At 56.3% G+C, this 24,227-nt stretch carries 33 protein-coding genes and 3 tRNA genes; 35 read left to right on the plus strand and 1 reads right to left on the minus strand.

Annotation, left to right across the window (positions count from 1 at the left end; translation table 11 throughout):
• Positions 1-13 precede the first annotated feature (13 nt).
• The 5 genes from B5F17_RS05415 to B5F17_RS05435 all read left to right on the plus strand — a co-directional run bounded on the left by B5F17_RS05415 (position 14) and on the right by B5F17_RS05435 (position 2,360).
• Positions 14-817, plus strand: coding sequence for a hypothetical protein (locus B5F17_RS05415; RefSeq protein ID WP_087371650.1), 804 nt, complete (start codon positions 14-16; stop codon positions 815-817).
• 153 nt (positions 818-970) lie between these two features.
• Positions 971-1,047, plus strand: a tRNA-Met gene (locus tag B5F17_RS05420).
• A 6-nt stretch (positions 1,048-1,053) separates the two neighbouring features.
• Positions 1,054-1,128 (plus strand) — tRNA-Glu (locus B5F17_RS05425).
• Between the two features lie 3 nt (positions 1,129-1,131).
• Positions 1,132-1,207 (plus strand) — tRNA-Val (locus tag B5F17_RS05430).
• A gap of 496 nt (positions 1,208-1,703) precedes the next feature.
• A complete protein-coding gene (locus tag B5F17_RS05435) occupies positions 1,704-2,360 on the plus strand; it encodes a hypothetical protein (RefSeq protein ID WP_087371653.1) in 657 nt (218 codons plus the stop codon).
• Between the two features lie 200 nt (positions 2,361-2,560).
• Here the strand turns inward: B5F17_RS05435 and B5F17_RS05440 are convergent, their stop codons facing one another.
• On the minus strand, positions 2,561-3,424 hold the full coding sequence (locus B5F17_RS05440; protein ID WP_016148807.1) for a YitT family protein: 864 nt from the start codon (positions 3,422-3,424) through the stop codon (positions 2,561-2,563).
• 283 nt (positions 3,425-3,707) lie between these two features.
• Between B5F17_RS05440 and B5F17_RS05445 the strand changes: the two genes are divergently transcribed.
• From B5F17_RS05445 to rplR, 30 genes are all read left to right on the plus strand, one after another.
• Positions 3,708-6,050 carry a SpoIIE family protein phosphatase gene (locus B5F17_RS05445; protein ID WP_162608090.1) on the plus strand — a complete coding sequence of 781 codons (2,343 nt, stop codon included), beginning with the start codon at positions 3,708-3,710 and terminating at the stop codon, positions 6,048-6,050.
• A 58-nt stretch (positions 6,051-6,108) separates the two neighbouring features.
• Positions 6,109-6,378: a hypothetical protein gene (locus B5F17_RS05450; RefSeq protein ID WP_016148805.1), complete on the plus strand. Its 270-nt coding sequence runs from the start codon at positions 6,109-6,111 to the stop codon at positions 6,376-6,378.
• Positions 6,379-6,479: 101 nt separating this feature from the next.
• Positions 6,480-6,989, plus strand: a complete 510-nt coding sequence (locus tag B5F17_RS05455) for a DedA family protein (protein ID WP_087371661.1) — start codon at positions 6,480-6,482, stop codon at positions 6,987-6,989.
• Positions 6,990-7,581: 592 nt separating this feature from the next.
• On the plus strand, positions 7,582-8,556 hold the full coding sequence (gene dusB / locus B5F17_RS05460) for a tRNA dihydrouridine synthase DusB (protein ID WP_087371664.1): 975 nt from the start codon (positions 7,582-7,584) through the stop codon (positions 8,554-8,556).
• 34 nt (positions 8,557-8,590) lie between these two features.
• Entirely contained in the window at positions 8,591-9,208 is a 618-nt protein-coding gene (locus tag B5F17_RS05465) for an RNA polymerase sigma factor (RefSeq protein ID WP_087371667.1), read from the plus strand.
• Positions 9,201-10,238, plus strand: coding sequence for an anti-sigma factor family protein (locus B5F17_RS05470; RefSeq protein ID WP_087371670.1), 1,038 nt, complete (start codon positions 9,201-9,203; stop codon positions 10,236-10,238). Before B5F17_RS05465 ends, B5F17_RS05470 begins: the two co-directional genes overlap by 8 nt.
• A gap of 90 nt (positions 10,239-10,328) precedes the next feature.
• The gene (locus tag B5F17_RS05475; protein WP_087371673.1) at positions 10,329-11,141 is read left to right on the plus strand and encodes a metallophosphoesterase; all 813 of its coding nucleotides are present in this window, start codon (positions 10,329-10,331) and stop codon (positions 11,139-11,141) included.
• A 47-nt stretch (positions 11,142-11,188) separates the two neighbouring features.
• The gene (locus tag B5F17_RS05480) at positions 11,189-11,665 is read left to right on the plus strand and encodes a YbaK/EbsC family protein (RefSeq protein WP_016148799.1); all 477 of its coding nucleotides are present in this window, start codon (positions 11,189-11,191) and stop codon (positions 11,663-11,665) included.
• Positions 11,666-12,730: 1,065 nt separating this feature from the next.
• Positions 12,731-13,042, plus strand: coding sequence for a 30S ribosomal protein S10 (gene rpsJ / locus B5F17_RS05485; RefSeq protein ID WP_016148798.1), 312 nt, complete (start codon positions 12,731-12,733; stop codon positions 13,040-13,042).
• Positions 13,043-13,257: 215 nt separating this feature from the next.
• Positions 13,258-13,956, plus strand: a complete 699-nt coding sequence (rplC, locus tag B5F17_RS05490; RefSeq protein WP_016148797.1) for a 50S ribosomal protein L3 — start codon at positions 13,258-13,260, stop codon at positions 13,954-13,956.
• Positions 13,957-13,975: 19 nt separating this feature from the next.
• Positions 13,976-14,599, plus strand: coding sequence for a 50S ribosomal protein L4 (gene rplD / locus B5F17_RS05495; protein WP_016148796.1), 624 nt, complete (start codon positions 13,976-13,978; stop codon positions 14,597-14,599).
• On the plus strand, positions 14,599-14,892 hold the full coding sequence (gene rplW / locus B5F17_RS05500) for a 50S ribosomal protein L23 (RefSeq protein WP_087371676.1): 294 nt from the start codon (positions 14,599-14,601) through the stop codon (positions 14,890-14,892). Before rplD ends, rplW begins: the two co-directional genes overlap by 1 nt.
• Before the next feature lie 160 nt (positions 14,893-15,052).
• Positions 15,053-15,886 (plus strand): 50S ribosomal protein L2, encoded by an 834-nt coding sequence (rplB, locus tag B5F17_RS05505; protein WP_016148794.1) that lies wholly within the window; start codon positions 15,053-15,055, stop codon positions 15,884-15,886.
• 18 nt (positions 15,887-15,904) lie between these two features.
• On the plus strand, positions 15,905-16,186 hold the full coding sequence (rpsS, locus tag B5F17_RS05510) for a 30S ribosomal protein S19 (protein ID WP_016148793.1): 282 nt from the start codon (positions 15,905-15,907) through the stop codon (positions 16,184-16,186).
• Positions 16,187-16,202: 16 nt separating this feature from the next.
• Positions 16,203-16,538 carry a 50S ribosomal protein L22 gene (gene rplV / locus B5F17_RS05515; protein WP_016148792.1) on the plus strand — a complete coding sequence of 112 codons (336 nt, stop codon included), beginning with the start codon at positions 16,203-16,205 and terminating at the stop codon, positions 16,536-16,538.
• 14 nt (positions 16,539-16,552) lie between these two features.
• The gene (gene rpsC / locus B5F17_RS05520; protein ID WP_016148791.1) at positions 16,553-17,317 is read left to right on the plus strand and encodes a 30S ribosomal protein S3; all 765 of its coding nucleotides are present in this window, start codon (positions 16,553-16,555) and stop codon (positions 17,315-17,317) included.
• A complete protein-coding gene (gene rplP / locus B5F17_RS05525) occupies positions 17,317-17,745 on the plus strand; it encodes a 50S ribosomal protein L16 (RefSeq protein ID WP_016148790.1) in 429 nt (142 codons plus the stop codon). The genes rpsC and rplP overlap by 1 nt, the downstream gene beginning before the upstream one ends.
• Entirely contained in the window at positions 17,745-17,942 is a 198-nt protein-coding gene (rpmC, locus tag B5F17_RS05530) for a 50S ribosomal protein L29 (RefSeq protein WP_040333023.1), read from the plus strand. The genes rplP and rpmC overlap by 1 nt, the downstream gene beginning before the upstream one ends.
• A gap of 15 nt (positions 17,943-17,957) precedes the next feature.
• Positions 17,958-18,215, plus strand: coding sequence for a 30S ribosomal protein S17 (rpsQ, locus tag B5F17_RS05535; RefSeq protein ID WP_016148788.1), 258 nt, complete (start codon positions 17,958-17,960; stop codon positions 18,213-18,215).
• 14 nt (positions 18,216-18,229) lie between these two features.
• Positions 18,230-18,598: a 50S ribosomal protein L14 gene (rplN, locus tag B5F17_RS05540; RefSeq protein WP_016148787.1), complete on the plus strand. Its 369-nt coding sequence runs from the start codon at positions 18,230-18,232 to the stop codon at positions 18,596-18,598.
• Positions 18,599-18,613: 15 nt separating this feature from the next.
• Positions 18,614-18,931 (plus strand): 50S ribosomal protein L24, encoded by a 318-nt coding sequence (rplX, locus tag B5F17_RS05545; RefSeq protein ID WP_016148786.1) that lies wholly within the window; start codon positions 18,614-18,616, stop codon positions 18,929-18,931.
• A 16-nt stretch (positions 18,932-18,947) separates the two neighbouring features.
• A complete protein-coding gene (gene rplE / locus B5F17_RS05550; RefSeq protein ID WP_016148785.1) occupies positions 18,948-19,490 on the plus strand; it encodes a 50S ribosomal protein L5 in 543 nt (180 codons plus the stop codon).
• A gap of 16 nt (positions 19,491-19,506) precedes the next feature.
• Positions 19,507-19,692, plus strand: a complete 186-nt coding sequence (locus B5F17_RS05555) for a type Z 30S ribosomal protein S14 (RefSeq protein ID WP_016148784.1) — start codon at positions 19,507-19,509, stop codon at positions 19,690-19,692.
• 230 nt (positions 19,693-19,922) lie between these two features.
• Entirely contained in the window at positions 19,923-20,279 is a 357-nt protein-coding gene (locus B5F17_RS05560) for a hypothetical protein (protein WP_162608091.1), read from the plus strand.
• Between the two features lie 78 nt (positions 20,280-20,357).
• Complete coding sequence (locus tag B5F17_RS05565) at positions 20,358-20,795, plus strand: hypothetical protein (protein ID WP_087371682.1); 438 nt, start codon at positions 20,358-20,360, stop codon at positions 20,793-20,795.
• Between the two features lie 148 nt (positions 20,796-20,943).
• Entirely contained in the window at positions 20,944-21,390 is a 447-nt protein-coding gene (locus tag B5F17_RS05570) for an immunoglobulin-like domain-containing protein (protein WP_087371685.1), read from the plus strand.
• A gap of 172 nt (positions 21,391-21,562) precedes the next feature.
• Entirely contained in the window at positions 21,563-21,964 is a 402-nt protein-coding gene (locus B5F17_RS05575; RefSeq protein ID WP_143287684.1) for a hypothetical protein, read from the plus strand.
• A 912-nt stretch (positions 21,965-22,876) separates the two neighbouring features.
• Positions 22,877-23,275 (plus strand): 30S ribosomal protein S8, encoded by a 399-nt coding sequence (gene rpsH, locus B5F17_RS05580; RefSeq protein WP_016148779.1) that lies wholly within the window; start codon positions 22,877-22,879, stop codon positions 23,273-23,275.
• Positions 23,276-23,289: 14 nt separating this feature from the next.
• Complete coding sequence (rplF, locus tag B5F17_RS05585) at positions 23,290-23,835, plus strand: 50S ribosomal protein L6 (RefSeq protein ID WP_016148778.1); 546 nt, start codon at positions 23,290-23,292, stop codon at positions 23,833-23,835.
• Positions 23,836-23,854: 19 nt separating this feature from the next.
• A complete protein-coding gene (gene rplR / locus B5F17_RS05590) occupies positions 23,855-24,214 on the plus strand; it encodes a 50S ribosomal protein L18 (protein ID WP_016148777.1) in 360 nt (119 codons plus the stop codon).
• The last annotated feature ends 13 nt before the right edge of the window (positions 24,215-24,227 follow it).

Consider the following 24,227-nt stretch of genomic DNA (forward strand, 5'->3'; position numbering starts at 1 on the left):
GGAGTTGATTTTTTTGGCTGCACAGATGCCTGAAAAGAATAGCAAACAGACGATACCCGGCAAGACCGATCCCAAGAGAAGCGAATACATCACCAATAAGGTGCTTCTGGTGTTCTCGGGCTGCCTGCTGGGTGTACTCGGACTGATGTTTCTCAACAATGTGCTGGGATACTCGGTGTACTGGGAGATCGGCCTCGCGGCAATCGGGGTTATGCGCATTGTAGGCGTCGTGCTTGCGGTCATCGGCGTGCTCCTGGTACTGCGTGAGAAGAAGCGCGGATTTGATATGTCCTATCGCGTGTTCAAGGGCAGTACCTTGGTCGTATTCGGTATTGCGCTGGCGATCGTGTTCTCGATCGTGGACTATAACGCTGTGACCGGTATTCACTTCCTGTACGTTGCACTTCCGGCATACGCCTTCGCGTATCTGATTTATCACTCGTACCAGCCTGAGTTCTTCATCATCGCGATGGACTGCGCAGCGGCAGCGGGTGCGATTGCAGCATCGCAGACCACGGTCGGCGAGGGCTACGAGAAGGTACTGCTCGCAGGCGTGCTGGTGCTGTACGTTTTGCAGATCATCGGCGTTGCCAAGGTCAAGAGCGACCTCGGCCGCATCCGCCTGGGCGATAAGCGCCGCTACGTGTTTGACTTCTCGCGCAATGCGTACGTGATGATGTTCCTGACTCCGGTAATTATGGCCGCTGTCTCGGCGGCAGGCCTGATGCTGACCGGCCGCGTGCCGTTCGGCTGCATGGTTGCCGCAGGCGCATACTTCTTCATCACCGCGGTCTATTACACCGTCAAGCTGGTGTGATCGAATCGCCCTTGGAAAGACCCTGTTTGGAGCGCAAAAAGCGCTCCAAAATTCTTTTCAAAAAAAATAAAAAAAGGTGTTGACAAAAAGCACCTCATAGCATATAATAAATATCGTCGCTGGCAGAGAGCCGCGCGAAGGAACTGTTGAAATGGCGGTATAGCTTAGTTGGCTAGAGCGTTCGGTTCATACCCGAAAGGTCATTGGTTCAAGTCCAATTACCGCTACCACAGTTTGGCCCGTTGGTCAAGTGGTTAAGACACGGCCCTTTCACGGCTGTAACATGGGTTCGAATCCCGTACGGGTCACCACATGGAAGTTTAGCTCAGCTGGGAGAGCATCTGCCTTACAAGCAGAGGGTCACAGGTTCGAGCCCTGTAACTTCCACCAGAAAAAAGAGACACCGAATGGTGTCTCTTTTGCTTTTCCCTGAACGAAAAAGAAAAAGTTCTCTCGTCCCGCCGGCAGGCGAAATAAAGTTTCGATCAAACCTTTTCAAAGGTTTGCGGGTTCTCAGGGCAGAGCCCTGAGACGCGCTCCGCAGAGCGCGGAATTCCCCTTTGATTCCCGGTGTCCGCCCCGGGAATCAATAGATTCTCGAAAAAAGCGCGACCCGCAGGTCGCGCAATCTCCCCGCGCGCCAGGCGCGCTCATAAGACCCGACCTGCTGGATCGGGTCTTTTTTTCTCAAATCCGCCATGTTTTCCACCTCACCACCCACCCTTTCGGTTTCCTTTTCACTAAAAGTTCATAATAATGATACCTGATTGAAACCATTTCGTTTCTGTTTTGTTATCGACAAACCCCTAAAAAGTTGTGTATACTAGCACAAATCCAAGAAAACAACGAGTATACAGCTGCTTTTGCAGCGAAAGGAGATAACAACATGAGCAGATTAAATAGAAAGACTATCGCTGGTATCGCCCTCGCATTGGCTCTCGCCCTGTCCATCACCGCATGCGGCGCAAAGAAGCCGACCGCAGAAACGCAGGACACCAAACCCACCACCGTGACCGAACAGACCACCGAAAGCCCGGATAATGCGGTCGTTCACGTGGAATCGGCGAAGATCACCGATGCCATCCGCTATCCGCAGGTGACCGAAGCACCCGGCGAGCTCATCATGGAATATATGAACCAGTCGCTCGAAGCTCCGGCCGCTGCTCTGCAGGAGGTAAACGGCGAGAGAGAAATGACCTACGAGGTCAAGCGCAACGATAACGAGATGCTGAGCGTGCTGTACACCCAGACCGTAAAGGGTGAGGACGGCAAGGAAGTCAAGACCCTGATTCCGGTGAACCTGCAGGTGAGCACGGGCGCAGAGGTCACCATGGACAACGCGTTTAACGATATTGCGGCAGTCAAGAAGCTGCTGGGAGAGGACGCAGCCAAGGCGGAGAATCTGCAGTTCTATCTGACCGATGACGGCGCGGTGTTCTTCTACCGTGAGGCAGACGATCAGGAGTACACGACGGTAGAGGTTGGAAACGACGCACTGGCGCCGTACTGGAACCAGTCTTTTGGCGAGAAGCCGGCGTCGTAATAAAATCAAGAGATATGAGAAAGACCGCTCGGTTTCCCGAGCGGTCTTTTTGTGTGTTTGTTTTAATTGAAACCCGGGTCGGACACCGGGTTTCAAGAGGGGATTCCGGACTCTGCGGAGTCCGGCTCAGGGCTCTGCCCTGAGAACCCGCAAGCCTTTCGAGAAAGGCTTGAGCGAAAGCTTCAATTTGGGTGCGGTGGTTAATCGGTCGGTTTCTGATAGAATCGACCGTTGAGCATTTCGGTGCGCTGGATATTGACGAAGGCCTTGGGGTCGATGGCGCTGATGCGCGAGCACACCAATTTCAGCTCATCACTGGACACGATCGAGTACAGCATCTGACGTTCCTGTCGCTTATAGCAGCCCACGCCCTTGAACAGGGTTGCGTCGTGGTTGGTGACCTCCGCGATCATCTGATAAATCTCTTCCGGGTGCTCGGTGATAATCCACAGGGTATGGCGCTGGTAGCGCTTGTGCAGGGTGTGGATGACCTGTGTCGAGACGAACTGGAAGATGATGGAGTAGAGCGCCTTGTCCCAGCCGAACAGCATGCCTGCGATGCCGAGGACGACGACGTTCATCAGGAAAATGGCGTTCCAGCAGTCGCGGCCCTTGATCTCACCCATAAACAGGCCGATGATATCGGTACCGCCGCCCGAGGCGTTGGCCAGCAGGCACAGCGAGACGGCCAGACCGTTGAAGATACCGCCAAAGACGGCAACCAGCAGCGGGTCTTGTGTGAGGGGGAAGGCAGGCAGGGCGTCGGTCAGGAAACCGGTCAGAACGACGCTCAGAACCGACAGGATGGTCAGCTTTTTGCCGAGATAACGGAAGCTGATGTACAGGGGGATGAGGTTTAAGGTGTAGTTGACGAGTGCGAAGGGTGGGGAGATGCCTGCAAATTTTTCGAGACAGGCGATGATCAGCAGTGAAATACCGTTGAATCCACCCGAGAAGATACCACCCGGACGGGCGAAGCTCTTGATGGTGAAGGCCATAACGAATGCAGCGAGCACGATCAGCGCGACGCGCTGCCAGAAGGGCTGTTGCTTCCTCCGAGCCATAAATAAAATTCCTCCTTTGGGGACGTTTCCCTTATATGTCTATGATATCGGCTGGACGGCCAAAAAGCAAGGAGGAAAAACATTGGATTTTATCCCTATAATCGGTCGCAGAACTCGACGGCGGACGGGAGCAAACACACCCGAACCGTCAAAAGTCTCATTGCTTCCGCATTCCCGCCCGAAAAAAAGCCCAGGGCGGGGGTATTTCCGGCTGTATTTTCCGACGGGCTGCGCACAGGGTTTGGCGTATACTGTTCCCACAAGCAAAAGGAGGGACGTGTTTATGGACAAGCATGTGTTTACAAGGAGAGGGTTCACGCTTGCGGCACGGGCGGGCAATCTGGCGCAGCGGGTGCAGAACGACGACCATGCGCGGGTGATCGTCGGAGGCCTGCGGCAGTTTGTGCTGGCGTTCGTGCTGTCGCGCGGTACGATGTTCGGCGGCTATGCACCGTTTGGACTGGCAGTCACCGCGGCGGCAGCGGGGGCCGGCGGCGGCTACGGTGCAGTGCTGGGGCTTTTGCTGGGCAGCTTTCTGCTGTGCGGCGGACTGTACGGACTGACAGCCGCGGCAGGCGGTGTGCTTGCTGTGGTGTGTGCGCATGTGTTCGACCGAGAGACCCGCCAGAAGGTATGGTTCATGCCGGTGTGTGCGATGGCGTGCATGGCAGCGACCGGGTTCGTACTGATCCCAGAGTTCACGCTTGCGCCAATCGCGCGGTTTGTGTGCGTGACGCTGGCGACCGGCGCCCTGACCGCCTGTTACGGCTTCGCGCTCGGGCCAGCCCGTCCCATGCGGATGATGCGGCCAGCCGGATTTCTGGCACTGTCCGCGTCAGCGCTGGTCAGCCTTTCTGACCTGACCATATTGGGGACGATTTCCCCGGCTCGCATCCTGCTGTATGCGCTGGTGCTTGCGGCGGCCTATTTGGGCGGCAGCGCGACCGGTACGGTAGCTGGCGTGGCGGCGGGCGCGCTACTGGATGCCTACACCGGGCAGGGCGCGTTCTTTACCTGTACATACGGATTGTCAGCGCTCATTTCGGGCGCGTTCCAGGGCGCAGGGCGGGTGGGCTTTGCGGTCGCGGCACTGATCGCAGGCGTGGGTGCAGCCCTGGTCGGCGCAGAAAACCCGGTTTTCGTGTTCGCACTCTATGAGGGCGTGTTTGCCGTGCTCATTTACGCCGCCGTGCCGGGCGGCGTGTGGCAGTACGCAAAGGACTGCCTAAACCCGGTGCGGCGGGACACGGCCGAGAGCATCGGACGCATCCGGCGGACTGCGGGACGGTACGCAAATGAAGCGTCTGCGGCCTTTGGCGAGCTGTACGAGGCGCTGCAAAGCGGTCTTGAGCACGGCAGAGCCGAGAGCAGCGACGAAGTACGGGCGGTCTTTGACCGTGCGACCGACGCGGTCTGCGCGCATTGCGAGGCGTGCGGTGCGTGCTGGCAGAAGGAGTCTGTCCAGACCATGAACGCATTCAGCACGCTGGCTGCACCCATGCTCAAACGAGGACGCGCCGAGGCCAGCGACTTTCCGCAGGGTTTTCAGGGTCGGTGTGTCCACCTGCCCGAACTGGTGCAGGCCATCAACCGCGGCCTTGCCGCCCTGCACGAGCGCCGCGCCTATCGCCGGCGTGCGCTGGACAATCGTGCGCTTATCGCCCAGCAGTACGCCGGTCTGACCGAGATTTTGCGGCAGGTGGGCGGCAGTTTGTCTGCCGATCAGGCATCTCTGCCTGCCCGCGAGCGGCAGGTGCGCTCGTATGCCCAGGCGTTCGGCAAGATCGATAAGGTGGCCGTGTTCCGGGACGTGTCCGGACGGCTCAGGGTCGAGCTTGCAGGCGAGGGCGCCGAGCGCATTCTGCAAGACCGGAAGGGGTTTGCGGTCGGACTGTCAGCTTTGCTCGGCTGCGGGCTGAGCGAACCCGAAGCGCTGACCGATGACCTTGGCAGCCGGGTGGTGCTGCGCGAACAGGCACCTTACCGGGTCATTGCAGGCATCAGTCAAAAACAGAAGGAGGGAGAGCAGGTATCAGGAGACACCGTACATACATTCGTGACCGAGGACGGACGGGCGTGTATGCTGCTGGCTGACGGGATGGGCACAGGGCGTGAGGCGGCCGGGGACAGCGGACTTTTGCTGTCCATGATGGAGCGATTTTTAAAGGCAGGCATTACGGTGGACGACGCGCTGCGCACAGTCGCGCCGGCGTTTCGGATGCGGGTCGAGGGCATGCGCGGGGTGACGCTGGACGCGCTGACGGTCGATCTGTATTCGGGCAAGGCGAGCTGTCTCAAGTGCGGCGCAGCGCCCAGCTATCTGAAGACGGGAGGAGGGATCACCACCCTTGCAGGAGAGAGTTTACCCATCGGACTGATGGAGTCGCCCGAGGAGGCGACACCCATACCCTTACGGATGCTGCACGGCGATCTGTTTATCCTGCTGTCGGACGGGGTGTCCGACGGTACGGATGACGGATGGGTGAAAAAGATCGTGGAGGAGCGCGCAGGGGACAGCCCCAAGGAGCTGGCCGCCAGACTGGTGGCGGCAGCCGAGAAGCGCGGCGCATCGGACGATCTGACCGCCCTTGTGGTGCGGCTGGAGCGCCGGAAACCGGCGGTATAAACCCGGAAGAACTGGGGCACAATGGAAAGGAAGTGAAAAGCAAGGAGGAAAAAGAGCCATGGTAAAAGGCGTATCCAAACGGGTCGTGGTGGTACGGCCGGACGACAGTCGGTTTTTCGAGCAGGCGTTCTTCATCGTACGGGAGGGACGGACGGCGAGCGGTGACGCGCTGAGGGAAGCATGCGCCCTGGCGGCGCGCTACCACGCCAAACACCCGGCAAGACCGCTGCCGCTCAGACGCTACACTGCACCGCAGATGGTACTGTCGGCACTGTTTGGAAGTGGACTGATGGGCGCCGCGTGGGCGGTATCATGTCTGGTTTTTTAAGACATCGTGAATTCTTTTTGAACTTCCGCGGCATAGCCTTGTAAGCAGGGCGGGGCTTTGCTATAGTAGGAGGTAATCAAAAGAGAAAGCATGGTGTAGACGTGACCTTCGAGACCTTTCTGGAGTTTTTCGCCAAGTATGGCTATCTGTTTATTCTGGTCATCTGTTATTGTGAATACCTGAATCTGCCGGGCTTTCCGGCGGGCATCATCATGCCGGGCATCGGGGTGCTGGCGGGGCAGAGCCAGCTGAACCTGATTTTCGCACTCATCCTGTCGATTTTCGCGGGAACGATGGCGAGTCTGACGCTGTACGGTGTCTGCCGGTTTGGCGGTGCGCCGCTGCTGCATAAGCTGTTCGGCGGGAACAAAAAATTTCAGCACTTTGTTACGCAATGTCATGCACGGATCGAGAAGCACGGCGGCCGCGCGCTTTTCATCTGTCGATTGATCCCCGTGCTGCGCACGATTGTGTCGATTCCCGCGGGACTGCTGAAGGTACCGGTCGGCGAGTATACGGGCTGGACGGCAGCGGGTATCACGTGTTGGAATACCGTGTTTATCGTCTGCGGGTATCTGGGTGGACATGTGATCGTCGGCTGGCTCGGCTAACCATCGCACGGGTTCCCGCCCGCAGGCGACAAGCGGGTCCGGGTCTGCGACCCGGCGCGATCCAGCCGCGCAGGCTGGCCGGACTCCGCAGAGTCCGGAATCCCCTTTTGATTCCGGCCAAAGCCGGAATCAACCAAAACAAAAATGAAAGGCGCGACCCGCAGGTCGCGCAATACTCCCGCGGCTGAAAGCCGCTCATGAAAACCGTTCCGAGAGGAACGGTTTTCTTTTTTTGTCGGGATTTGTTGAAACCCGGGCCGGACACCGGGTTTCAAGAGGGGATTCCGCCGTCTGCGGACGGCGGCCAGCCTGCGCGGCTGGAGCGCGCCAGGGAACTCGTCCCCTGGACCCCGATTTTCGCCTAGCGCTCGTTTTATCCGCGCACGGCGCGGGAAAAAGGATAGTGACCTACGGGCCGGGCGGGAATCGGCTGTTCCGTTTGCGTTCTGATTCTCGCAACAAAACCCCACAAAATTGCCAAAAAACGTCGAAAATTCCGCTGTTTTTGAATTGTAACCCGGAAAAAGTTTGCATTATGCGGTCTTGTGTGCTACAATAAGACGGAATCAAAAAATGACAAGGAGGCCGAACTGTGTTCTGTATCGGCAACGTAAATCTACCGAATCGCTTGATCTTAGCCCCGATGGCGGGCGTGACCGACCTGGCATTTCGCCAGATCTGCCGGGAACACGGCGCAGGATTGACCGTTACCGAGATGGTCAGTGCAAAGGCGATGGAGTTCGGGGACAAAAAGACCCCAAAGCTGCTCCGTCTCGCGCCCGGAGAACATCCGGCTTCCGCCCAGATTTTCGGCTCTGATCCCGAATGTATGGCGCGCAGCGCACAGCGCGCACTCGAGATCTCGGGCTGTGAGATCATTGATATTAACATGGGCTGCCCTGCGCCCAAGATCGTAAACAATGGCGACGGCTCGGCGCTTATGAAGTCTCCCGACCTTGCCGCACGCATTGTCGAGGCGGTCAAGAAGGCCGTGCCCGTACCGGTCACTGTTAAGTTCCGCATGGGCTGGGACGCGAACAGCATCAACTGCGTGGAGTTTGCACGCATGTGCGAGCAGGCCGGCGCGGACATGATCGCCGTGCACGGACGCACCCGCAGCCAGCAGTACAGCGGACAGGCCAACTGGGATATCATCCGCGCGGTCAAGCAGGTCGTATCTATTCCGGTCACGGCAAACGGCGACGTATTTACCCCGGAGGACGTGCCGCGCATTCTGGCGCACACGGGCGCGGACTTCGTCATGATTGGCCGCGGCAGTCTGGGTGACCCGTGGATTTTCGAGCGCGCAAACGCGCTCTTGCAGACCGGCGAATTGCCGCCGCTGCCGCCCTTCGCCGCGCGCATCGACACTGCCGTTCGTCAAATCGAGCTTGCGGTAGAGGACAAGGGCGAGCACATCGCGCTGCTCGAGGCCAGAAAGCACGTCAACTGGTACTTAAAGGGCGTGTCCCATGTGCGCGACTTCAAAAAACGTATCTCGGCGCTGGAAAAACTGTCCGAACTGCACGCGCTGGCCGAGGAAATGAAGGCGCAGATCACCGACTGATGAGAAAGAGAGAGAAAGAGAAAGGAGGCGTTCGATGACTGGAGAGAAAGTGCTGCTTGCCCGGGCAAAGAAGGGTGAGATCGCCGCTTTTGAGTCACTCATGACCGCCTACGAGAACCGCATCTATTCGCTGGCGCTGCGCTCGACCGGCTCGGAGCAGGATGCAGCGGATATCACGCAGGAAGTCTTCCTGCGTGCCTGGAAGAACCTGGATTCCTTCCGCGGTGACAGCAGCCTGTCCACCTGGCTGTACCGCGTAACGTCCAACCTGTGCGTAGATTTCGCACGAAAGAAGGCAGCCGAGGGTATGCCGACCTCGATCGACGACGAGGAAAGTCCGGCAGCCGACCTTGCAGACTCTTCGCGCATGGCGCAGCCCGAAGCTGCCGCCGAGAACAGCGAGCTGCGCGAGGAATTGCAGTTTGCGCTTGCGCAGCTGTCCGAGGAGCACCGGCGCGTCGTGCTGCTGCGCGACGTGGCAGGCATGACCTACACCGACATTGCCCGCACGCTCGGACTGGAAGAGGGCACAGTCAAGTCGCGTCTGGCGCGTGCGCGTGCAAGCTTGCGCAAAATCTTGCTCGAACGAGGGAACATTTCGCTCTCTGCTTCGTCTAAACAAGCAGAAGGGAGGCGGGCAGACCATGAATGAAAATAATTGTGCACGATACGAAGAACTTTGTTCGGCTGCGGTTGACCATGCGCTGACCGAGCAGGAACAAAAAGAATTGGACGCACATCTGGCCGAGTGCCCGGCCTGCCGGGCGTATCTGGAAGAGCTGCGCGTGATGCGCGAGCTTTGGAAGGAACTGGAAACCCCGATGCCGCCCGCGCTGCATGAGAAGATCATGGGCGAGATCGAGGCCGAAGTCCAGAAAACCATCATACAAACCCCGCAAAAACATCGCCGCCGTCCGCCGGTCTTTACCATGCTGGCAGCGGCAGCTGCGTGCGTCATGCTTGCGGCGACCGGCAGCCTGACCGGACTGTTCGGTCACGTCGGTACGACACCGCTTCAGGCCGCGACTGCGGACGCATCCACACAGACCGACCCGGGTGTCTCGACTGCCGAGGACTTGCCGCGCAGCACGATTCAGGCCAATGACCCGACGGCCGACGCGGCGCAGGACACGCAGCCCGAGACCGAGGAGCAGACGACCGAGTCCAACAACACCGACGAGAACACGAACGAGAGCACGCAGTCGACCGAGGATGACACAGCTGCCGCACCGCGCAGCGCCAAGGTCGCACCCAAGTCGTCGAGCGACAATGCGGACGCACAGGACAGCGGTACCGACTCGAGCAGTGCATCGTCCGAGTCGAGTGACAGCGCAGGCGTCGCGACTGCGTCCATCATGCCGTTTTCTGCCGCGTCGGGCAATCGCTCGGCAGCCGCAGACGGTAATTCCATTCCGCAGGAAGTAAGCAGCATGTCGTTCGCGCGCTGCTACACGGTATCGCGCACCGATAAGAGCCCAGACAGCGTACCGGTCATTGAGGACATGTCGCTCATCATCGCGGAGGACAACACCGCGTATTACTGCGTGGAAAACAACGAGTCCAAGATCGAAAAGGTCTTGCAGGAACTGGAGAAGAATGGATACACCACCGCACTCAACCAGTCGTCCGGCATCACCACCCAGCGGGACGCCAAACTCGTCCTGCTGCTCGTACAGCAATAACATATCGCAGGACGGCCTCTTTTGAGGTCGCCCTGTTTTGCTTTTTACAGACATCTATTATATGGAACCGACACGGAGGGTCACACCGACATGAAAGGACGTTATTGGAAGATCGCGGCGGTCTGCGCCGTGGTTGCCCTGAGCACGGCAGCCCTGTGGCAGGGTCTGCAAACGACGCATTACACCCTCGCTTCACCGCACCTCAAAAAACCCGTGCGCTTCGCCGTGGTCACCGACCTGCACAGCACCTGGTACGGGGAAAATCAGTCCGAACTCGTCGGCGCAATCGAGCGGGAACACCCGGACGCTGTGCTGCTGTCGGGCGATATCGTGGACGACAAGGAACCGCGCGACGCAGCCAAAGCCTTTTTGGAGACCATCGCACAGAAATACCCGACCTATTATGTCCTCGGAAATCACGAGTTCCGCACACCCGACCCGGAGGAAGTCAAGGACTGGACGAGAAATCTGGGTGTCACCGTGCTGGACGGCACGGGCGAGACGGTCACGCTGAACGATCAGACCGTGCTCATCTGCGGGACGGATGACCCGGCGTGCGGCATTGCGGACTTCCAAAACCAGTTTTTCGCGGTCAGCCGCATGGCGCAGGAAACTGACGCCTTTACTGTTTTATTATCCCACCGACCCGAACTCATCGACTGGTACACAGACGCAGGGTTTGACCTCGTAGTATCCGGTCACGCACACGGCGGACAGGTCAGATTGCCGCTCGTCCTGTCTAACGGACTGATCGCACCCGGTCAGGGACTTTTCCCAAAATATACCACCGGCCTGCACGAACTGGAGGACACCACCTTGCTCGTCAGCCGGGGACTGTGCCGGAACTGGCTGCCGCGGGTGTGCAACCGACCGGAACTGGTCATCCTTGACGCGACCCCGTAAACATCCTATTATATAAGGAGTACGTCACCAAAGGGAGGCAGATTACTATGTCGATTGAACGCGCAAAGGCGCATCTGAAGAATAAAGGATACTTAGACCGCGTGATTGAACCCGAAGCCGGTACGTTTACGGTGGAGGACGCAGCGCGTGCGCTGGGCTGTGAACCGGCTCACATCGCGAAAACCATGTCGTTCTATGCACCCGATAACGAAAAGACCATCTTGATTGTCGCAGCGGGTGATGCCAAGATCGACAACCGCAAATTCCGTGATGCACTGGGTGTCAAGCCGCACATGCTCAAGATGGACGAGGTGGAACCCCGAATCGGTCATGCACCCGGCGGTGTGTGCGCGTTCGGTATCAATCCCGGCGTCGCGGTGTATTGTGATGTGTCGCTCAAGCGGTTTGATTATGTCTATCCCGCTGCGGGAAACGATCACTCGGGCGTGAAGCTCAATTGTAATGAGCTTTATGACGCTTGCGACGCGAAAGCGTGGGTGGATGTCTGTAAGGGGTGGGAGTGACCCAACCACCGCACCCCTAATTGAAGCTTTCGCCAGCCTTTCTCGAAAGGCTGCGGGTTCTCAGGGCAGCGCCCTGAGTCGGACTCCACAGAGTCCGAAATCCCCTTTTGATTTTCCCGTCCCCCGCAAGGGAAAATCAACTAAAAAATGATTTTCAGCGCGACCCGCAGGTCGCAAGACTCTTTTGCGCGCTAAGCGCGCTCATGAAAACCGTCCCCATTGGGGACGGTTTTCTTTTTGCGGCTGGCGCCGCAGTTTTGACTTTTCTGCTTCCGTCTCACCCGGAAGACCAGTGTTAATCCCCTTCTGAGGGGAACGAAGGCCAAAGGATGGGGAACCCATGGTTCCTCACCCTTTGGGAACCCGTCTTCCTTCCTCGTTAGCTTTACTGTGTACCGCCGATAGGGTGGGAAAGTACGAACTCCGCACAGCGGGAGCGTGCTATGCGGCGCTTCTGTTTATGCTAGGACTGCGGATTTGCCGTGTACTTTAAGGGACGACTGCGAGCCGAGTATCGGTTTTCTACGGTTCGGGCGCTCAGTGCGGCAGTACGACCGGCTTTTTCGGTGCCGATCTGCGCGCCCGGGTGAGGGCGCGGCGAATCCGATGTACAGTTTGTAATCAAGGCCAAATTTGATTACAGGGTAGACAAGCGCCGCGAAAAAGTTCAAAAAAATTTGAAAAACCTCTTGACATTGCGCGTCCGATGCGGTAGACTATTAACGCACCTGTGAGAACAGGCAAGAGCGATGATGCCGGAGATTGCTGGTAGAAACCAGGTAACTTCGGCGGAGTAGGTCCGACAATCGGGCGGTTGAGACAACTGCTTATCAAGTAAGCACAATGTTCCTGCGTAAATTCGGGACTATCGGCGCGTGCGCCGGTCAGCCGATGGCACGAACCACTTGCGCTTTTGTTAAACCGGACCCCGGCACCTTTGCGTGCAATTCCGGTTATTTTCATGCCCCGAGGTGATACACCGGGTGGGGTTGCAGTTTCTCTCCGTAACGAGTCGGTACATTGCATTGCATGTACGACTGCAAAATACGAGGAGGAAAATCCAAAATGGCAAACGCTGAAAAGATCCGTATTCGCCTGAAGGCATACGACCACGAGCTGATCGACCAGTCCGCAGAGAAGATCGTAGAGACCGCTAAGCGCACCGGCGCTAAGGTTTCCGGCCCGATCCCGCTGCCGACCGAGAAGGAGATCGTCACCATCCTGCGCGCAGTACACAAGTACAAGGATTCCCGCGAGCAGTTTGAGCGCCGCACTCACAAGCGTCTGATCGACATCCTGAACCCGGCTCAGAAGACCGTTGAGTCTCTGATGACCCTGGATCTGCCGGCAGGCGTAGAGATCGAGATCAAGCTCTAAATCGTTTGATACGTCGTTGCACGCTGCGTTGCGTATCCCAAATACGCGGCCTCGCGTGCGCCTAGTCTGAAACGATTTAAAATTATCTCACTTTCGCACACACTCCGCGGACTTTAACCCAATCCGCGGGTTGTTCACCTAGCCGCCATCTGGAGCGGCGGGGTCAAGTTGGCGGTTCCGCCCGTCAACCAATAACCTTTAAGGAGGAAAAACGTATGAAGAAAGCAATCATCGGCAAGAAGATTGGTATGACCCAGATCTTCGACGCTGAGGGCAAGGTAATCCCGGTTACCGTCATCGAGGCAGGTCCCTGCGTCGTAACTCAGCTCAAGACCGAGGAAAAGGAAGGCTACAACGCTGTACAGATGGGCTTCCAGGACGTTAAGGAAAAGAAGCTCAACAAGCCGCAGATGGGCCACCTGAAGAAGGCTGGCGAGGCTGTCAAGAAGTACCTGAAGGAGTTCCGTTTCGACGACTGTTCCATGTTCCAGGTTGGCGACACCATCAAGGCTGATATGTTCGCAGAGGGCGATTACGTAGACGTAACCGGTATCTCCAAGGGTAAGGGCTACGCTGGCGTTATCAAGCGCTGGAACGCAGGCCGCTCCCCGATGAGCCACGGTGCTGGCCCGATGCATCGCCATCAGGGTTCCATGGGCGCTTGCTCTGACCCGTCCAAGATCATGAAGGGCAAGATGATGCCTGGTCACCTGGGCGCTGAGCAGGTTACCATCCAGAACCTGGACGTTGTCAAGGTTGATGCAGAGATGAACCTGATCGCTGTTCGTGGCGCAATCCCCGGCCCCAAGGGCGGTATCGTATTCCTGAAGAATACTGTCAAGAACAACCGCGTTGCTAAGGGTCCGGCTGCTGCAGTCAGCAAGAACCCGCAGAAGGCTTCGGCCAGAAAGTAAGGGGAGGAGGAAATAAGTCATGCCTACCGTTAAGGTTTACAATATGGCCGGTCAGCAGACCGGCGAGATGGAGCTCAACGCCGCAGTATTCGGCATCGAGCCCAACGTACCCGCTATGCACGCAGCAGTCAAGAACTACCTGGCTAACTGCCGTCAGGGTACTCAGTCCACGCTCACCCGCTCCGAGGTTCGTGGCGGCGGCATCAAGCCGTGGCGCCAGAAGGGCACCGGCCGCGCTCGTCAGGGCTCGATCCGTGCACCCCAGTGGACGCACGGCGGTATCGCTCTGGGCCCCAAGCCCCGTTCTTACCGCTACAGCCTGAACAAGAAGCTGAAGCGTCTGGCAATGCTGTCCGCACTGTCCGCTAAGGCTCAGGCAGGCGAGATGATCGTCGTTGACGGTCTGGATATGGGCGAGATCAAGACCAAGACTTTCGCTGGTTTCCTCAAGTCTGTTGAGTCCACCGGCAAGGCTCTGGTTGTTACCCCCGAGGTTCGCAAGAACATCGTAAAGTCCGCTGCTAACATCCCGGGCGTTCGCACCACCATCGCGTCCACCCTCAATGTTTACGACATCCTCAACGCTGACATGTTCATCATGGACAAGGATGCGGTACAGAAGCTCGAGGAGGTATACGCATAATGAAATTCGCACATGACGTAATCAGAAAGCCTGTTATCACCGAGCGTTCTATGTCCGGTCTGGCTGAGAACAAGTACGTGTTCGAGGTTGCTCCCGGCGCAGGCAAGATCGAGATCAAGAAGGCTGTCGAAGAGATCTTCGGCGTAAAGGTTGCTAAGGTCAACACCATTAAGCTGCCCGGCAAGTGGAAGCGCATGGGCGTTTACACCGGCAAGACCGCTGCTAAGAAGAAGGCAATCGTCACCCTGACCGACGATTCCAAGAAGATCGAGATCTTCGAGAACATGATGTAAGTTCCGGCGCGTCCCGCTCTTATATAAGAGAGGGAAACCGTTCGGACGCGGCGCGGAGGGCGCAAAAAACAGTGTCCTCCACCGCAAAAGGACTCCCGGAGTCCGGTTATGGGGAAAGCACCCCGATAAGAAAGCATATGATTTAAGGAGTTGAAATCAAATGGCGATCAAGACTTTCAACCCGACGACCCCGTCCCGCAGAAACATGACCGTTCTGTCTTTCAAGGGTCTGTCTAAGGTGAAGCCCGAGAAGAGCCTTCTCGTAAAGCTCAAGAAGACCGCCGGCCGCAACAGCTACGGCCGCATCACCGTCCGTCATCATGGCGGCGGCAACAAGCAGAAGTACCGTATCATCGACTTCAAGCGTCAGAAGATGGAGATGCCCGCTACCGTCATGACTCTGGAGTACGATCCGAACCGTTCTGCTAACATCGCGCTCATCCAGTACGAGGATGGCGTTAAGGCATATATCCTCGCTCCCGAGGGTCTGAAGATCGGCGACAAGGTCGTATCTTCCGCAACCGCGGACATCAAGCCCGGCAACTGCCTGCCGATCGCTAACATCCCGGTTGGTACCATCATCCACAACATCGAGCTGTATCCTGGCAAGGGTGCGCAGCTGGTTCGCTCCGCAGGCGTTGCTGCACAGCTGATGGCAAAGGAGAACGGCAAGGCACAGGTTCGCCTGCCCTCCGGCGAAGTTCGTTACGTTCGCCTCGACTGCAAGGCTACCATCGGCCAGGTCGGCAACCAGGATCACTCCAACGTACAGCTGGGTAAGGCTGGCCGTACCCGTCACATGGGTATCCGCCCGACCGTCCGCGGTTCTGTTATGAACCCCTGCGATCACCCGCATGGTGGTGGTGAGGGTAAGAGCCCGATCGGCCGTCCCTCTCCGGTTACCCCGTGGGGCAAGCCGGCTATGGGTTACAAGACCCGCAAGAAGAATCACCGCACCGACAAGCAGATTGTCAAGCGTCGTAACGGCAAGTAAGGAAAGGAGACTTAAAACATGGGCAGAAGCATTAAGAAGGGCCCTTTTGTGGCTCCTGAGCTTTACAAAAGAGTCGTTGCAATGAACGAGGCAGGCGAAAAGAAGGTCGTTAAGACCTGGTCTCGTGCCTCCACCATTTTCCCGGAATTCGTTGGCCACACCATCGCAGTGCATGACGGCCGCAAGCACGTTCCGGTATATGTGACCGAAGACATGGTAGGTCATAAGCTGGGCGAGTTCGCGCCGACCCGTACCTACAAGGGCCACGCGGGCAGCAAGACCTCCAACAACGGTAAGTAAGGGGAGGTAAGAACAAATGGAAGCAAGAGCAATTGTTAGAAATGTCCGCATGACCCCCCGCAAGATGAAGCTCATCTGTGACCTCATCCGCGGTAAGGACGCTGGCACCGCAATGGCTATCATTATGAACACCCCGAAGGCTGCCTCTGAGGTTATGGCAAAGCTGCTCAAGAGCGCTGTTGCCAACGCAGAGAACAACCACGGCATGGACACCGACAAGCTGTATGTCAAGGAAGTCCATGTAGCACCCGGCCCGATCATGAAGCGCGTTATGCCGCGTGCACAGGGCCGTGCATTCCGCATCCTGAAGAGAACCTCTCATGTCACTCTGGTTCTCGCAGAGAAAGAATAAGGGGAGGTTAAACAATGGGCCAGAAAGTTAATCCGCACGGTCTCCGTGTAGGCGTAATCAAGAATTGGGATTCCCGTTGGTTCGCAAAGGACGCACAGTTCGGCGATCTCCTCGTGGAAGACTACAACATCCGTAAGGTTCTGAAGAAGAAGCTGTACGACGCAGGCGTTGCAGCAATCGAGATCGAGCGTACCCAGAAGGACGTTAAGATCATCCTTCAGGTTGCACGTCCGGGCCTGGTTATCGGCAAGGGCGGCGAGCTGATCGAGAAGCTGCAGGCTGAGATGAGCAAGATGATCGCAAAGCCGGTCAAGATCTCCATCATCGAGCTGAAGAACCCCGACACCAACGCTCAGCTGGTTGCAGAGAACATCGCTTCTCAGCTGGAGAAGCGTATCTCCTTCCGCCGCGCAATGAAGCAGTCCATGGGCCGCGCAATGCGCATGGGTGCGAAGGGCATCAAGACCTGCTGCTCCGGCCGTCTGGGCGGTGCAGAAATCGCACGTACCGAGCACTACCATGAGGGTACTATCCCGCTGCAGACTCTGCGTGCAGACATCGACTACGGTTTTGCTGAGGCAAACACCACCTATGGTAAGATCGGTGTCAAGGTTTGGATTTACAAGGGCGAAGTCCTGACCGGCGGTCCCCGTCTGGGCCGTTCGATCGAGGCTCCGAAGCCCGCTTTCGAGCGCCGCGACCGCCGCGACCGCCGCAATGGCGACCGTCGCAACGGTGACCGTCGTCGCGCACCGCGTCAGGAAGGAGGCAACCGCTAATGCTGCTCCCCAAGAGAGTTAAATATCGTCGCGTACACAGAGGCCGCCTGAAGGGCAAGGCTTCCCGCGGCAACTTCGTTGCATACGGTGATTTCGGCATTGCGGCTACTGAGCCCGCATGGATCACCTCGAACCAGATCGAGGCAGCCCGTATCGCTATGACCCGTTACACCAAGCGTGGTGGTAAGGTCTGGATCAAGATTTTCCCCGACAAGCCGGTTACCGAGAAGCCTGCTGAGACCCGAATGGGTTCCGGTAAGGGCTCTCCGGAGTACTGGGTAGCTGTTGTTAAGCCGGGCCGCGTTCTCTTCGAGATCGCTGGTGTTTCCGAGGAAGTTGCTCGTGAGGCACTGCGTCTGGCTAGCCACAAGCTGCCGGTCAAGACCAAGTTTGTAGCCCGTGAGACTAAGATTGGTGGTGAAGAATGATGAAGGCAAAAGAGATTAGAGAGATGAGCGCCGCTGAGCTCGAGACCAAGATCGCGGAGCTGAAGAAGGACCTCTTTAACCTGAGACTTCAGCATGCTACCAACCAGCTTGACAACACCAACAAGATTTCCGAGGTTAAGCGCGATATCGCGCGTGTCAACACCGTTCTCCGCGAGCTTCAGCTTGCGGGCAAGTAAGGGAGGTAAGCGAAGTTGAGCGAGAGAGCGTTACGCAAGACCAGAGTCGGCAAGGTCGTATCCGACAAGATGGACAAGACCATTGTCGTTGCTATCGAGGACAGCGTTCAGCATCCTCTGTATAAGAAGGTTATGAAGAGAACCTACAAGCTGAAGGCACACGATGAGAACAACGAGTGCAAGATCGGCGATAAGGTTAAGGTTATGGAGACCCGCCCGCTGTCCAAGGACAAGCGCTGGAGACTGGTCGAAGTGATCGAGAAGGCTAAGTAAGGAGGAGCGCACACATGATTCAGCAGGAAACTTTTCTGCGCGCGGCTGACAACAGCGGCGCAAAGGAGCTGAAGTGCATTCGTGTTCTCGGCGGCTCCACCCGTAAGTACGGCAACATCGGCGACGTTATCGTCTGCTCCGTCCGCAAGGCAACCCCGGGCGGCGGCGTCAAGAAGGGCGACGTTGTCAAGGCTGTTATCGTCCGCTCTGTAAAGGGCCTGCGCCGCGCGGACGGCAGCTACATCCGCTTCGACGAGAACGCGGCTGTCATCATCAAGGAAGATAAGAACCCCAGAGGTACCCGTATCTTTGGGCCCGTTGCACGCGAGCTGCGCGACAAGGACTACATGAAGATCCTGTCTCTGGCTCCCGAAGTACTGTAAGGAGGTCCCCGAAACATGAATACTCTGCATCTCAAGACGGGCGACACCGCAGTTGTCCTCTCCGGCAAGGAGAAGGGCAAGCAGGGCAAGGTTCTGTCCGTTAACCCGAAGAAGGGCATGGTAGTCGTAGAGGGTGTCAACATGATCACCTGCCACCAGAAGCCCCGCCGCCAGGGTGAGACCGGCGGCATCGTAAAGCGCGAGGGCGCACTGCGCGCTTGCAAGCTGATGAAGGTTTGCCCGAAGTGCGGCAAGCCCACCCGCCCCGCTGCCAAGATTCTTGAGAACGGCCAGAAGGTTGCCGTTTGCAAGAAGTGCGGCGAGACCATTTAAGGAGGAGGTTTAACTTATGCCCAGACTGAAAGATAAGTACGTCGCAGAGGTTGCACCTGCTCTGATGAAGAAGTTCGAGTACAAGAGCACCATGCAGATCCCGAAGATCGACAAGATCATCGTTAACTGCGGCTGCGGCAAGGAAGCAAACGGCAACGCTAAGGTTCTCGAGGCAGTTGTCCGCGACCTGACCACCATCACCGGCCAGAAGGCAGTTGTTACCACTGCTAAGAAGTCGGTTGCAAACTTCAAGCTCCGTGAGGGCATGCCGGTAGGCGCAAAGGTTACCCTGCGCTCCGACCGCATGTGGGAGTTCCTGGATCGTCTGTTCAACGTGGCTCTGCCCCGTGTACGTGACTTCCGCGGTATCTCCGCTAACTCTTTCGACGGCCGCGGCAACTACGCATTCGGCCTGAAGGAGCAGCTGATTTTCCCGGAAATCTCCTACGATCAGATCGACAAGGTTCGTGGTATGGATATCATCATCTGCACCACTGCCAACACTGACGAAGAAGCTCGCGAGCTGCTGACCCTGATGGGCGCTCCGTTCGCGAAGTAAGAAGGAGGAGAATTCAATGGCTAAGAAGGCAATGGTACTCAAGCAGCAGAAGACTCCGAAGTTCTCGACTCGTCAGTACAACCGCTGCAAGATCTGCGGCCGTCCGCACGCTTACCTGCGTGATTTCGGTATCTGCCGTATCTGCTTCCGTGAGCTGGCTTACAAGGGCCAGATCCCGGGTGTTCGCAAGGCTTCCTGGTAAGTCCAAGCGATTTAAGCGATTATACAAAGCCGCACAGCATAAGCTGTGCGGCTTTTTTGTGTTGCCAGAAATCAAAATCTTAAATAATTCTTAAGCAAATCTCAAGCTGGGCTTAATTGTATTTGCAGAGGGGGAAACGTATAATATAGATAAAGAAACCGGATCGCAGCCATGGTATAGCGGTTTTAATGGGATCAGAGGTGAGACAGCTGAAGAAAGTTCTTTGTCTTGTGATAGCAGGTATGTTGTGTGTTCTTGCTTGGGGAATGTGGTCGATCAAGCGTCCGCAAGAGGCTCAGATGCTGCAAGATTCGGTAAAGGGTAGTGCAGCAGGTGCTGCGTTTGAGAAAACAGCAGTCCTGACCGATAGCAATGGGAAAATCGTAAATTTTTGGATTCGCAACAACGGTACAACATCAGTCGCGATTACAATCAACGGAAAAGGAAGTCGTACAATAAAGCCGGGGACTGAGGGACATATTTCGGCAGATGTCGGATATTTCACGAAAGACTACACCTTCAAGGCCTCTCCGACTCCAAACGGCGGCGATATTGATATCGAATATAAGATCGCTCAACAGGATTGACCGCACATGATACAAAGCCGCGTGGCATCCATCAAGTGGTGTTTTTGCATCGGCAGGATTGTTTAAGGAGTGATTTTTATGACAAAGCATACGATACGCAAAATCAGTGCGATACTCTGTGGGGTACTGCTGTGTGCAGGTACAGCACAAGCAGGGATTTATATGCGGCAAAAAGATCTTGTCGCGGAGCAGAAGAAGCAAATGACGTGTCGGGAAGAGGATTATCGAGTCTCCTTGGGCAACAATGGTACGGAAAAGGAAATTTGCAGAGCACTTATCAATGATGCAACAAAAGTTGCAGTTGTTTTTCAAGGAACAGGCGGGCCGGAAAAGGTAAAAATTAGAATTTACCAGAGTGGGGAGCAATCTGACGAGATCGTCAAAGTAGAGACCCTACCGCTTGGCGACGCAGCGGCGGTATCCATTGACCGGGATGCATTTGATGAGTTTTATATCACCGCAGAGGTCACAGAGGGAATGGGTGGCAACGCTACATTTCGGGTTTCGTGGACTTGAGTCAGTAAAGTAAACTTTTTCAAGGTATACAAAGTCGCACAGTACATGCTGTGCGGCTTTTTTGTGTTTCAAAGAGTCATTTCAGAAAACGATTGACAGGATATTTCGTACATTATATGATAAAGAAAAAATCAGAGAGGTGTTTACAGTGCGTCGAACGGTGTCGATTGTGGCAGTTGCAGCATGTGCGGTCTTGATTGCTGGGTTCTTTATCTGGACGCGGTCGTTTCGCACTGCGCCGAGTGAGTATGGGTCGGCTGTGCCGGTGAGCGGCGTAACTTGGCAGATACAACCTGACCAGACGCAGCTGGACTGGGGCATGTACAACGAGAGTGGCGCAGATTTGCTGTTTGGTGAGCAAATGGCTCTGGAATATCAGAAGGACGGAACTTGGGTGGAAGTACTGACGCGCCTGAGCCGTCGCGCTTCGGAACGTTCATATACTGCCATGGGACGAGAGTGCCCGAACGGGGGAAGCACACAGGGAACATTTTCTTTGAATGAATACCCGGCGCTTCGCGCGGGAATCTACCGGCTGGTCATCCCGTTGGACGGTGGACAAGCACTGTTCAGTCAATCATTTGTTATATCCTGACTGTGGAAAAAGGCGCCGCAAGGCGTCTTTTTTGCTATATGGTATTTTACGGGTTTTCTCACAATTTTAACCGATCTGTCTTGCAATTTCTGCAAAAATCATCCATGATAGAGATAATAGATATTTCCCGGGAATCAGGAAAGAAAGAGGTGTTTTGATTTTGTATCGATATGTGATAACCGGAGTCGCAGCCGGTGCGCTGTGCATTGTAAGCGTTTGGGGCGCACTGATGGCGATTGGACAGGTAGGCGTACCGGGCAAAACACCGACCGAGCCGCTGACAGACCCGGATGCAGCCCTGACCGAGGGCACTTCGTCCTGGAGAGGATTGGAACTGACCCAGTCGCTGACCGCCGAGCATGGCGGAACGGTGAATTTCTGGATTCGGAATGAAGGATTCGACCCGGTCGAGATCACGATCAACCGCACGGGCGCGCGCGTGATCGAACCGGGTGCTGAGGGGCATATCTCGGCAGAGGTCAGATGGGAAAAGACCGACTACCTGTTCGAGGCCAAACCGGCAGGGGAGACCGGCTCGGTCGAAGTTGACTATAAAATCGCCCAACGGACATAAAAATAAGAAAAAGGCACCGTAAGGTGCCTTTTGTATTGTAGAAATGGTATCGGTGCATGGATTTCGGGCCTTGACCGAGCAAGTCGGTCACAGCCTTACGGGAAAACACCCCACAGGGGTGTTTTCTGATTCCGTAAGGTTGCCGAAATCTACGGTAGGCGGTTATGTCCTCCATTCCGAAAGGAAGGGGGTGATCTTATGGTGACATATTCAGAACTGTTTCAGTTTTGTCTGGTACTCATAGGATTTGCCGGTCTGATTTTCCAGATTTGCAAAAGAAAATGACCGCCCCCACGCCAATGAGTTGCGGTCATTTTCTGACTAAACTCTGAGGGCGTAACCGTCTGCTGGTAACGCGCCCTTTTTCTATCCTTACTATAATACAAAGCGATGAAAAAGTCAATTCATAAGATGGCGGGTACGCTTGGTCATCCGGTCAAACTGCCCAAAAACTTCCTGCAAAATTGTGCGAAATCGCGCGAAAAAAATCTTGCAACCCCGGGCGTATCTTTGATATAATATGTTGTAGACGTGCGATGCACGCTTAACTGCCAGCCTCAATTTTGAGGCCGAGCGCGGTGCCAATTTAGAGCACTGCCCGCCCGCTGGCCGTCAACCGGTTTTCATCCGGCGCGGTCTGTGGAGCGCAAAAAACGGCCGACCTGCCGTTATAACATTTTGACCCGCCCAAAGGGAATTTTCTGCGCAAAAATCGGCATAATTTCCATTGCGGACGGGCTCTTACTGTGTTATAATTATCGATGGTCTGGTCAAAAACAGGCCATCGATTTTTATATTTTTCCCCAGCACCTGCCGTGAAAAGGTCACGGCAGCGTTAGTAAGAAAAGTGGGCGGCAACCCGTGGGCGAACCCACACGAAGTACCGCCAAACTTCTGAAAGGAGCAAAAGTAATGCAGATCACTGATCCGATTGCGGATATGCTGACCCGCATCCGCAACGCGGGCGCTGCTCGTCACGAGACCGTTGACGTACCGGCGTCCAAGATGAAGAAGTCCATCGCGCAGATCCTGCTCGACGAGGGCTACATCAAGGCTTTCCAGCTCGTTGACAACGGCAACCAGGGCCTCATCCGCATCACCCTGAAGTACGGTGCAAACCGCCAGAAGGCAATCACCGGCATCAAGCGTGTATCCAAGCCCGGCCTGCGCGTCTACGCTGGTGCACAGGAGCTGCCCAAGGTTCTCCGTGGCCTGGGCGTTGCCATCATTTCTACGTCCAAGGGCGTCATGACCGACAAGAAGGCTCGCGAGCTGAACGTCGGCGGCGAAGTCCTGGCGTTCGTATGGTAAGGAGGTAATTCACAATGTCGAGAATTGGTAGAATGCCTATTGCCATCCCCGCTGGTGTTACTGTCACCCTGGACGGCAATGTCATTACGGTTAAGGGCGCTAAGGAAACCCTGACCCGCGAGCTTCATCCGAACATGCAGGTTGCTGTTGAGAACAACGAGATCGTTGTTACCCGTCCGAACGACGAGAAGCAGAACCGCGCACTGCATGGCCTGACCCGCACCCTGATCCACAACATGGTTGTCGGCGTAACCGAGGGCTTCAAGAAGGAGCTGGACGTTAACGGCGTAGGTTACCGTGTTGCAAAGCAGGGCAAGGATCTGGTTATGAACCTCGGTTTCTCTCATCAGGTTGTTATGAGCGAGATCGACGGCATCTCCATCGAGGTTCCGAACCCCAACAAGATCATCATTTCCGGTCCCGACAAGCAGAAGGTCGGCCAGTTTGCAGCGGAAGTACGCGAGAAGCGTCCGCCGGAGCCGTATAAGGGCAAGGGCATCAAGTACGTTGATGAGCACATCCGCCGCAAGGAAGGCAAGACCGGCGGCAAGAAGAAGTAAGAAAGGAGAGTGTGCTTAAATGGTTTCTAAGAAGGATTCTAACAAGGCGCGCCTGAAGCGCCATAAGAGAGTACGCGGCAAGATCTCCGGCACCGCTCAGTGCCCCCGTCTTGACGTATACAGAAGCGCAAAGAACATCTATGCACAGGTGATCGACGACGTAGCCGGCGTGACCCTCGTCTCCGCTTCGACGATTGAGAAGGACTTCACCGAGTACGGCGGCAACAAGGACGCTGCAAAGAAGGTTGGTCTGCTGGTAGCAGAGCGCTGCAAGGCAAAGGGCATCGAGAATGTCGTATTTGACCGCGGTGGCTATCTGTACCACGGCCGCGTGAAGGAACTCGCAGAGGGCGCTCGCGAGGGCGGCCTTCAGTTTTAAGTCGGGAGGAGGT

The organism is Butyricicoccus pullicaecorum, assembly GCF_002160355.1.
Taxonomy (GTDB): domain Bacteria; phylum Bacillota; class Clostridia; order Oscillospirales; family Butyricicoccaceae; genus Butyricicoccus; species Butyricicoccus pullicaecorum.

Excerpts from the sequence above, each read along its gene's own strand:
- B5F17_RS05435 (WP_087371653.1), top strand. The coding sequence starts at position 1,704 with ATGAGCAGATTAAATAGAAAGACTATCGCTGGTATCGCCCTCGCATTG.
- B5F17_RS05440 (WP_016148807.1), bottom strand. The coding sequence starts at position 3,424 with ATGGCTCGGAGGAAGCAACAGCCCTTCTGGCAGCGCGTCGCGCTGATC.
- B5F17_RS05445 (WP_162608090.1), top strand. The coding sequence starts at position 3,708 with ATGGACAAGCATGTGTTTACAAGGAGAGGGTTCACGCTTGCGGCACGG.
- B5F17_RS05450 (WP_016148805.1), top strand. The coding sequence starts at position 6,109 with ATGGTAAAAGGCGTATCCAAACGGGTCGTGGTGGTACGGCCGGACGAC.
- B5F17_RS05465 (WP_087371667.1), top strand. The coding sequence starts at position 8,591 with ATGACTGGAGAGAAAGTGCTGCTTGCCCGGGCAAAGAAGGGTGAGATC.
- B5F17_RS05470 (WP_087371670.1), top strand. The coding sequence starts at position 9,201 with ATGAATGAAAATAATTGTGCACGATACGAAGAACTTTGTTCGGCTGCG.
- B5F17_RS05475 (WP_087371673.1), top strand. The coding sequence starts at position 10,329 with ATGAAAGGACGTTATTGGAAGATCGCGGCGGTCTGCGCCGTGGTTGCC.
- B5F17_RS05480 (WP_016148799.1), top strand. The coding sequence starts at position 11,189 with ATGTCGATTGAACGCGCAAAGGCGCATCTGAAGAATAAAGGATACTTA.
- rpsJ (WP_016148798.1), top strand. The coding sequence starts at position 12,731 with ATGGCAAACGCTGAAAAGATCCGTATTCGCCTGAAGGCATACGACCAC.
- rplC (WP_016148797.1), top strand. The coding sequence starts at position 13,258 with ATGAAGAAAGCAATCATCGGCAAGAAGATTGGTATGACCCAGATCTTC.
- rplD (WP_016148796.1), top strand. The coding sequence starts at position 13,976 with ATGCCTACCGTTAAGGTTTACAATATGGCCGGTCAGCAGACCGGCGAG.
- rplW (WP_087371676.1), top strand. The coding sequence starts at position 14,599 with ATGAAATTCGCACATGACGTAATCAGAAAGCCTGTTATCACCGAGCGT.
- rplB (WP_016148794.1), top strand. The coding sequence starts at position 15,053 with ATGGCGATCAAGACTTTCAACCCGACGACCCCGTCCCGCAGAAACATG.
- rpsS (WP_016148793.1), top strand. The coding sequence starts at position 15,905 with ATGGGCAGAAGCATTAAGAAGGGCCCTTTTGTGGCTCCTGAGCTTTAC.
- rplV (WP_016148792.1), top strand. The coding sequence starts at position 16,203 with ATGGAAGCAAGAGCAATTGTTAGAAATGTCCGCATGACCCCCCGCAAG.
- rpsC (WP_016148791.1), top strand. The coding sequence starts at position 16,553 with ATGGGCCAGAAAGTTAATCCGCACGGTCTCCGTGTAGGCGTAATCAAG.
- rplP (WP_016148790.1), top strand. The coding sequence starts at position 17,317 with ATGCTGCTCCCCAAGAGAGTTAAATATCGTCGCGTACACAGAGGCCGC.
- rpmC (WP_040333023.1), top strand. The coding sequence starts at position 17,745 with ATGAAGGCAAAAGAGATTAGAGAGATGAGCGCCGCTGAGCTCGAGACC.
- rplN (WP_016148787.1), top strand. The coding sequence starts at position 18,230 with ATGATTCAGCAGGAAACTTTTCTGCGCGCGGCTGACAACAGCGGCGCA.
- rplX (WP_016148786.1), top strand. The coding sequence starts at position 18,614 with ATGAATACTCTGCATCTCAAGACGGGCGACACCGCAGTTGTCCTCTCC.
- rplE (WP_016148785.1), top strand. The coding sequence starts at position 18,948 with ATGCCCAGACTGAAAGATAAGTACGTCGCAGAGGTTGCACCTGCTCTG.
- B5F17_RS05555 (WP_016148784.1), top strand. The coding sequence starts at position 19,507 with ATGGCTAAGAAGGCAATGGTACTCAAGCAGCAGAAGACTCCGAAGTTC.
- B5F17_RS05565 (WP_087371682.1), top strand. The coding sequence starts at position 20,358 with ATGACAAAGCATACGATACGCAAAATCAGTGCGATACTCTGTGGGGTA.
- rpsH (WP_016148779.1), top strand. The coding sequence starts at position 22,877 with ATGCAGATCACTGATCCGATTGCGGATATGCTGACCCGCATCCGCAAC.
- rplF (WP_016148778.1), top strand. The coding sequence starts at position 23,290 with ATGTCGAGAATTGGTAGAATGCCTATTGCCATCCCCGCTGGTGTTACT.
- rplR (WP_016148777.1), top strand. The coding sequence starts at position 23,855 with ATGGTTTCTAAGAAGGATTCTAACAAGGCGCGCCTGAAGCGCCATAAG.